This window comes from Acidocella sp. (assembly GCF_052326845.1).
Classification (GTDB): Bacteria; Pseudomonadota; Alphaproteobacteria; order Acetobacterales; family Acetobacteraceae; genus Acidocella.
Genome location: NZ_JBKQJR010000114.1, coordinates 1 through 6,959, shown reverse-complemented (window position 1 = coordinate 6,959; position 6,959 = coordinate 1). Strand labels below are relative to the sequence as shown.

The 6,959-nt window shown below is 66.1% G+C and carries 8 protein-coding genes; 2 read left to right on the top strand and 6 right to left on the bottom strand.

Annotated elements, in window-relative coordinates:
- Positions 1 to 856, bottom strand: an 856-nt coding sequence (locus ACLPJJ_RS07550) for a UDP-glucose dehydrogenase family protein (RefSeq protein ID WP_443590335.1), incomplete at its 3' end; no start/stop codon positions are given.
- 125 nt (positions 857 to 981) lie between these two features.
- Here ACLPJJ_RS07550 and ACLPJJ_RS07545 point away from each other — a divergent pair.
- Positions 982 to 2,052, top strand: a complete 1,071-nt coding sequence (locus ACLPJJ_RS07545) for a glycosyltransferase family 4 protein (RefSeq protein ID WP_443590334.1) — start codon at positions 982 to 984, stop codon at positions 2,050 to 2,052.
- Positions 2,053 to 2,154: 102 nt separating this feature from the next.
- A complete protein-coding gene (rpmE, locus tag ACLPJJ_RS07540; RefSeq protein ID WP_443590333.1) occupies positions 2,155 to 2,382 on the top strand; it encodes a 50S ribosomal protein L31 in 228 nt (75 codons plus the stop codon).
- Between the two features lie 201 nt (positions 2,383 to 2,583).
- Here the strand turns inward: rpmE and mltG are convergent, their stop codons facing one another.
- From mltG to fabD, 5 genes are all read right to left on the bottom strand, one after another.
- On the bottom strand, positions 2,584 to 3,480 hold the full coding sequence (gene mltG / locus ACLPJJ_RS07535) for an endolytic transglycosylase MltG (RefSeq protein ID WP_443590332.1): 897 nt from the start codon (positions 3,478 to 3,480) through the stop codon (positions 2,584 to 2,586).
- A 69-nt stretch (positions 3,481 to 3,549) separates the two neighbouring features.
- Entirely contained in the window at positions 3,550 to 4,812 is a 1,263-nt protein-coding gene (fabF, locus tag ACLPJJ_RS07530) for a beta-ketoacyl-ACP synthase II (RefSeq protein WP_443590331.1), read from the bottom strand.
- A gap of 41 nt (positions 4,813 to 4,853) precedes the next feature.
- Entirely contained in the window at positions 4,854 to 5,093 is a 240-nt protein-coding gene (locus ACLPJJ_RS07525) for an acyl carrier protein (protein ID WP_183266581.1), read from the bottom strand.
- Between the two features lie 136 nt (positions 5,094 to 5,229).
- Positions 5,230 to 5,967, bottom strand: coding sequence for a 3-oxoacyl-[acyl-carrier-protein] reductase (gene fabG / locus ACLPJJ_RS07520; protein WP_443590330.1), 738 nt, complete (start codon positions 5,965 to 5,967; stop codon positions 5,230 to 5,232).
- Positions 5,968 to 6,924 carry an ACP S-malonyltransferase gene (gene fabD / locus ACLPJJ_RS07515; RefSeq protein WP_443590329.1) on the bottom strand — a complete coding sequence of 319 codons (957 nt, stop codon included), beginning with the start codon at positions 6,922 to 6,924 and terminating at the stop codon, positions 5,968 to 5,970.
- Between the last annotated feature and the right edge of the window lie 35 nt (positions 6,925 to 6,959).

Sequence of the window (6,959 nt, the reverse complement as noted above, 5' to 3'; positions counted from 1 at the left end):
GGATCAACCTAGAAGGCGCTCCCGCCTCCTCGGCAATGCGCATCAGGGCCAGGGTGTCCTTGGGGAAGCAGGAGCCGCCGAAGCCCGGGCCGGCATGCAGGAACTTGCGGCCGATGCGGCCATCGAGCCCGATGCCGCGGGCGATGTCGTTCACATCCGCCCCTACTTTTTCGCAGAGATCGGCCATCTCGTTGATGAAGGTGATCTTCATCGCCAGGAAGCCATTGGCCGCGTATTTGATCAGCTCCGCCGACTCCAGGCCGGTGAAGACGATCGGCGTCTCGATGAGGTTGAGCGGCCGGTAGAGCTGGCGCAGCACCTCGCGGGCGCGTTCGCTCTCCGCGCCCACCACCACGCGGTCCGGGCGCATGAAGTCGCCAATGGCGCTGCCCTCGCGCAGGAATTCGGGGTTGGAAGCGACCTCCACGGCGAGGTCCGGCCGCAGCTCCCGCGCCATGGCCAGGATCTTCCGCCCCGTGCCCACCGGCACGGTGGATTTGGTGACGATCACGGCCGGGTGGTCCAGCGCGCGCAGCACCTGCTCCACGGCGGCGAACACATAGGTGAGATCGGCATGGCCGTCGCCGCGGCGGGTCGGGGTGCCGACGGCGATGAACACCGCCGCGGCCTCCCTGATGCCTTCCTCCAGCGTGGCGGGGAAGGTCAGGCGCTGAGCCGCCACATTGTCGGCCACCAGCTTGTCCAGCCCGGGCTCGTAGATGGGGATTTTGCCATCCAGCAGCATCTGCCGCTTTGCCGCGTCCGCTTCCACCACCGCGACTGACACACCGAATTCCGCGAAGCAGGCGCCGGACACCAGCCCGACATAGCCACCGCCAATAATCGCAATTCTCAAGCCCAGCTCTCCCGTATGCGTCGACGTCACCGGTTCTGGCGTGGCCGCCGGGCCTCGGCAAGCCCCTTTTGCATAAACTTCAGCATCTTCTAATTTGTCGCGGTTTCCGCCAAGTTACGCCACGTATGAATCTCCCTTCCGCCCTTGCCGCCCTCGCCTTGCCCCGCCATCTGGCGCTGATGGCCGGGCTTGCCATTTTCTCCGCCATCATCGTCCGGGCGATGATCAGCATCGGCGTGCCGGACCACCCGGACCCCCGCAAGGCCCATGCCCAGACAACCCCAAAATCCGGCGGGGTGGGCATTGTCTGCGCCTTCCTGCTGGGCGTGCTGCTGCTCTACCGCTATGGCCAGGTCTCGCGCTTGGCGGAGCCGTATTTCATCGGTGTCATCGCCGCGGCGGGGCTTATGGCCGCGGTCTCGCTGCTCGACGACCTGCTCAACCTCTCTTTTGTGGTCAAGCTGCTCACGCAACTCGCCTGCGCCGGGGTGGCGGTAGCCTCGGGGCTATCGGTGCACCTGCTGGCCCTGCCCTATTACGGCGTGGTGGAATTCGGCTGGGCTGGCGCGGGGATCACGCTGGTCTTCCTCGTCTTCGTCACCAATGCGATGAACTTCATCGACGGGTTGAACGGCCTCGCCTCGGGCGTCACCCTCATCGCTTGCCTGTTCCTGGCCGGCATCGCCGGGCTGCACGGCGGGTTCTTCGTCTATACCGCGTCGCTGCTGCTGGCGGGCGGGGTGCTGGGCTTCCTGCCCTTCAACTTCCCCAAGGGCCGCATTTTCATGGGCGATGTCGGCAGCCAGTTCTGCGGCTTCATGCTCGCACTGTTCGGTGTCGCCGCCACGCGCTTCCAGGGCGTGCCGCTTTCCTTCCTGCTCGTGCCTTTCCTGCTTTCCGGCGTGCTTTACGATGTCGCTTTTACCCTCATCCGCCGTGTGCTGGCGGGCGAGAATATCGCCCGCGCGCATAACGGGCATCTGTACCAAGTGGCGCGCCGGGCAGGGGTGGATGCCCGGGCCGTGGCGGCGCTGCATTGGGGCTTTGCCGTGCTGGGCGGGCTGACGGCGCTTGCCTTCCTCGCCGCCCCGCCGGTGCTGCGTCCGGCCATGGGGCTGCTGCCGCTGGCCGTGCAGCTGGTATGGACGCGTTACGTCGTCCGCCGCGCCCGGATTGCCGGGCTGGAACGCTGGTAAAACCTCGAAAATCCCTTGCATCCGGCGGCATGCCAGCGTAAAGGCGGGCCTTCCACGCTGCCGGTCGGGATCGGCGGCTCAAAACGCATTGGAGCTGACACGGTGAAACCGAATATTCATCCGGACTACCACGAGATCAACATCATCATGACCGACGGGACTGAATTCAAGACCCGTTCGTGCATGGGCAAGCCGGGTGAGACCCTGCGCCTCGACATCGACCCGAAGTCCCACCCCGCGTGGACCGGCGTGCAGCGCGTGATGGACACTGGCGGCCAGGTCGCGAAGTTCAACAAGAAGTTCGCCAGCATCGGCCAGCGCAAGAAGTAAGACCAAGCCCCTGCGGGCATGGCGTGAAAGGGCCCCTCGCGGGCCCTTTTTGTTATTAAGAGGCCGCTTCAGAAGTCGCTCCGGCGAGTTGGATAGCCGTGGTTTTCGAGCACCGGAGCGGAGCGTACTTGCGGTACGTGAGCACCGGAGCGCAGAAAAGCGCGGCTAGACGACAGCCGGAGTAGACTTATGAACGGCTTCTTACCGGCGCGCGCCGAACAGGTGCTCGATGTTGCGCAGCTGGTCCTTGAAGTAGCGGGAGAACACATGCCCGCCCGTGCCGGTGGCGACAAAATACAGCGCGTCGCTATTGGCCGGGTGCAGCACGGCGTCGATCGCGGCGGCGCCGGGGGCGCAGATCGGCCCTGGCGGCAGTCCGGCATGGGCATAGGTGTTGTAGGGCGAGGGGTTGGCGAGGTCGGCGCGGCTGATGCCGGTGCCGCCTGACTGCTTGCCCCCGGTGGCGGCGTAGATCACGGTCGGGTCGGCCTGCAGCTTCATGCCCTGGCGTAGCCGGTTCTCATACACGGCGGCGATCTGCGGCAACTCGCGGCCGAGCGGGGTCTCCTCCTGCACGATGGAGGCGAGGATCAGCGCCTCCTGCGGCGAGGCCAGGGGCAAATTCGGGTCGCGCTTGGGCCAGGCGGTGTCCAGGCTGGTCTGCATGGCCTGCTCGGCGCGGGCGAGAATGGCGGCGCGCGGCGTACCCCACAGATAGCTATAGGTTTGCGGCAGCACGCTGCCATCCGGCGGCGGGGCGACTTGCCCGCTGGCATCCGGCGCGGCGTTGATGATCTTCGCGATCTGCGCCCCGGTCAGCCCCTCGGGGATGGTCACCTGGTGCTCCACCTGTTGCCCGTGGCGGAGGATGTTCAGGATATCCTTGATGCTGGCATGGGCGGGGAAGATGAACTCCCCGGCATGCAGCACGCCATCGCCCCGGGTGAAATAGGCGGCAAGGCGGAAGATGAGCTTGTGCCGGATCACCCCGGCCTTGGCCAGCGCCTCCGCCGTGGCGGCGCTGCCGCCTGCGGGGATCACGATATCGGCGTTGGTCTGTCCGGCGCCGGGCGCAATGTAGCTCTCATGCGCGGCCATCTGCCCTGCTCGTAGCGTGACGAGCAGGGTGACCAGCAGAAGCAGTATCTGGCCGCGACGTGGAATGGCTTAGACGGCCCGCTTGAAGATGACCGAGGCGTTGGTGCCGCCAAACCCAAAGGAGTTCGACAGCGCCACGTTGATCTTGCGTTCCTGCGCCGTCAGCGCCACGCGGTCGATGACCGAGGCGCGGCTCGGGTTGTGCAGGTTCAGCGTCGGCGGGGCGACGCCGTCGCGGATGGCGAGGATGGAGAAGATCGCCTCAATGGCGCCGGCCGCGCCCAGCAGGTGCCCGGTGGCGGATTTGGTGGAAGACATGGCGATCTTCTTTCCGTGATCGCCGAACATGTTCTCGACCGCTTCCAGCTCCAAATCGTCGCCCATGGGGGTCGAGGTGCCGTGCGCGTTCACGTAGTCCACATCCGCGGCGGTCAGGCCGCCATTCTTGAACGCGGCCTTCATGGCGCGGAAGGCGCCGTCATGGTGCTCGGCGGGCGCGGTGATGTGGTGCGCATCGCCCGACATGCCGTAGCCGCCGATTTCGGCGTAAATCTTAGCGCCGCGCTTCTTGGCGTGCTCGTATTCCTCAAGCACGACGACACCAGCGCCTTCGCCCATGACAAAACCGTCGCGGTCCTTGTCCCAGGGGCGGGAGGCTTCGGTCGGGCGGTCGTTGAAGCCGGTGGAGAGGGCGCGCGAAGCGCAGAACCCGGCGATGCCGAGCTGGTTCACGGCGGCTTCAGCGCCGCCGGCCACCATCACGTCCGCATCGCCATAGGCGATCAGCCGCGCCGCATCGCCAATGGCGTGCACGCCGGTGGCGCAGGCCGTCACGGCCGAGTGGTTCGGGCCCTTCAGCCCGTATTTGATGGAGACCTGCCCGGAGATCAGGTTGATCAGCGCGGCGGGGATAAAGAAGGGCGAGACGCGCTTGGCCCGGCCCTCATGCACCATGATCGAGGTCTCGTAGATGGTCTGCAGACCGCCGATACCGGAGCCGATCATCACGCCGGAGGCGCATTTGTCCTCCTCGGTCTCCGGCGCCCAGCCGGAATCCGCCATGGCCTGCGCGGCGGCGACCATGCCGTGATGGATGAAGCGGTCCATCTTCTTGAGTTCCTTGACCGCGATCCATTCGGCGAGGTCAAGCTTGCCCTCGGCGGCCGGTCCCGCGGGGACCTGACCGGCGATCTTGGCCGTCAGCTCCGTGGTGTCGAAAGAGTCGATGGCGCTGATGCCGGACTCCCCGTTGATCAGCCTCTTCCAGACATGTTCCACGCCCACCCCGAGCGGGCAAACGATCCCCATACCTGTTACGACAACACGGCGCATGTGAACTCCTCGGACGGCTTTTTAGTAGTGGAAGCGGAGCCTTATTCGGCCTTCTGCTTCTCGATGTACTCGACCGCATCCTTCACGGTCGTGATCTTCTCGGCGGCATCCTCGGGGATTTCCACGCCGAAGGCTTCTTCGAACGCCATCACCAGCTCCACCGTATCCAGCGAGTCGGCGCCCAGATCGTCGATGAAGGAGGCTTCCGGGGTCACCTTGGCTTCGTCGACGCCGAGATGCTCGACAACAATCTTCTTAACCTTGTCGGCGATTTCGCTCATAAAACTTCACTTTCCTGCAACTAGAATGATGGAGACAGCGCAACCTTAGCACTGCTGGGGATACATCGTTAACCCTAGACGAGGCGGCGCTTAGCATGGTTTTTCGCGCCACGCCAAGCCATCCGCCCCACGCGGATTAAATCATGGCCATGCCGCCGTTGACATGCAGCGTGGCGCCGGTGACCCAGCCGGATTCCTCGGCGGCCAGATACACCACCGCGGCGGCGATGTCCTTGGGCGTGCCCAGGCGTCCGAGCGGGATCTGGCCGGAGAGATCGGCGCGCTGGGCGTCGGTGAGGGCGTCGGTCATCGGGGTCTCGATGAAGCCCGGGGCCACGAGGTTCACGGTGATGCCGCGCGAGGCGACTTCCTGCGCCAGCGACTTGGTCAGGCCGATGAGCCCGGCCTTGGCGGCGCAGTAATTGGCCTGGCCAGGATTGCCCGTGGTGCCCACGATGGAGCCGATATTGATGATGCGCCCGGCCTTGCGGCGGAGCATGAACTTCATCGCGGCGCGGATGAGGCGGAAGGGTGCCGCGAGGTCCACGTTCAGCACCTTCTCCCAGTCCGCGTCGGACATGCGCATCGCCAAGCCGTCCTTGGTCAGCCCGGCATTGTTTACCAGGATGTCCACCTTGCCCAGAGCGGCCTCGGCCTCGTTGATCAGCCGCGCGGCTTCCTCGGGCTGGGAGAGATCGGCCGGAAGCACATGGGTGCGCTCGCCCAGCTCGGCGGCCAGGGTGTCCAGCGCCTCGCGCCGCGTGCCGGAGAGCGCCACAACGGCGCCCTGCTGGTGCAGCGAGCGGGCGATCTCGGCGCCAATGCCGCCGGAAGCGCCGGTGATCAGCGCGGTTTTGCCAGTCAGATCAAACATTTACAGAACCTTCAGCAGGGCTTCGATATCAGCGGGCGTGCCGGCGGAGATGGCGGTTGCATCCGGCGAGATGCGCTTGACCAGCCCAGCCAGCACCTTGCCGGTGCCGAGCTCGACGAAATTGGTCACGCCCAGCGCCATCATTTCCTGCACGCTCTCGCGCCAGCGCACGGTGGCGGTCACCTGCTGCACCAGCAGGTCGCGGATCAGGTTGGGGTCGGTCACTTTCTGCGCGGTCACGTTCGCCACCACGGGCACCACCGGGGTGCGGGGCGGGGTGTTGGCGAAGGCCTCGGCCATGGCGTCCGCCGCCGGGGCCATCAGGGCGCAATGGAAGGGGGCGGAGACCGGCAGCAGCATGGCGCGCTTCACGCCCTTGGCCTTGGCGATCTCGATGGCGCGGTCCACCGCCGCCTTGTTGCCCGAGATGACGACCTGCCCGCCGCCATTGTCGTTGGCGGCGGAGACGACCTCGCGTCCCTCGGGGCCCATCTCGGCCTCGGCGCAGATCTCGCGCGCCATGTCCATCTCCACGCCGAGCAGCGCCGCCATGGCGCCCAGGCCGGCGGGCACGGCTTTCTGCATGGCCTGGCCGCGCAGCTTCAGCAGCATTGCGGTGTCGGCGACGGAGAAGGACTCCGCCGCTGCCAGGGCCGCGTATTCACCCAGGGAGTGCCCGGCGACCAGCGCAGCCTTTTCCTTCAGACTGATCCCGCCTTCCGCCTGCAGCACCCGCAGCACGGCCAGGGATACCGCCATCAGCGCCGGCTGGGCGTTCTCGGTCAGTGTCAGCTCCTCGGACGGGCCCTCGAACATCAGCTTGGAGAGCTTCTGCTTCAGAACCTCATCCACTTCCTCGAACACCTGCCGGGCCGGGGCGAATGCCGCGGCGAGGTCGCGGCCCATCCCGACCGCCTGGCTGCCTTGGCCAGGGAATATGAAGGCGTGTACCGCCATGTCTTGGGTCTCCAGTTAACGTTAGGGGCACCTAG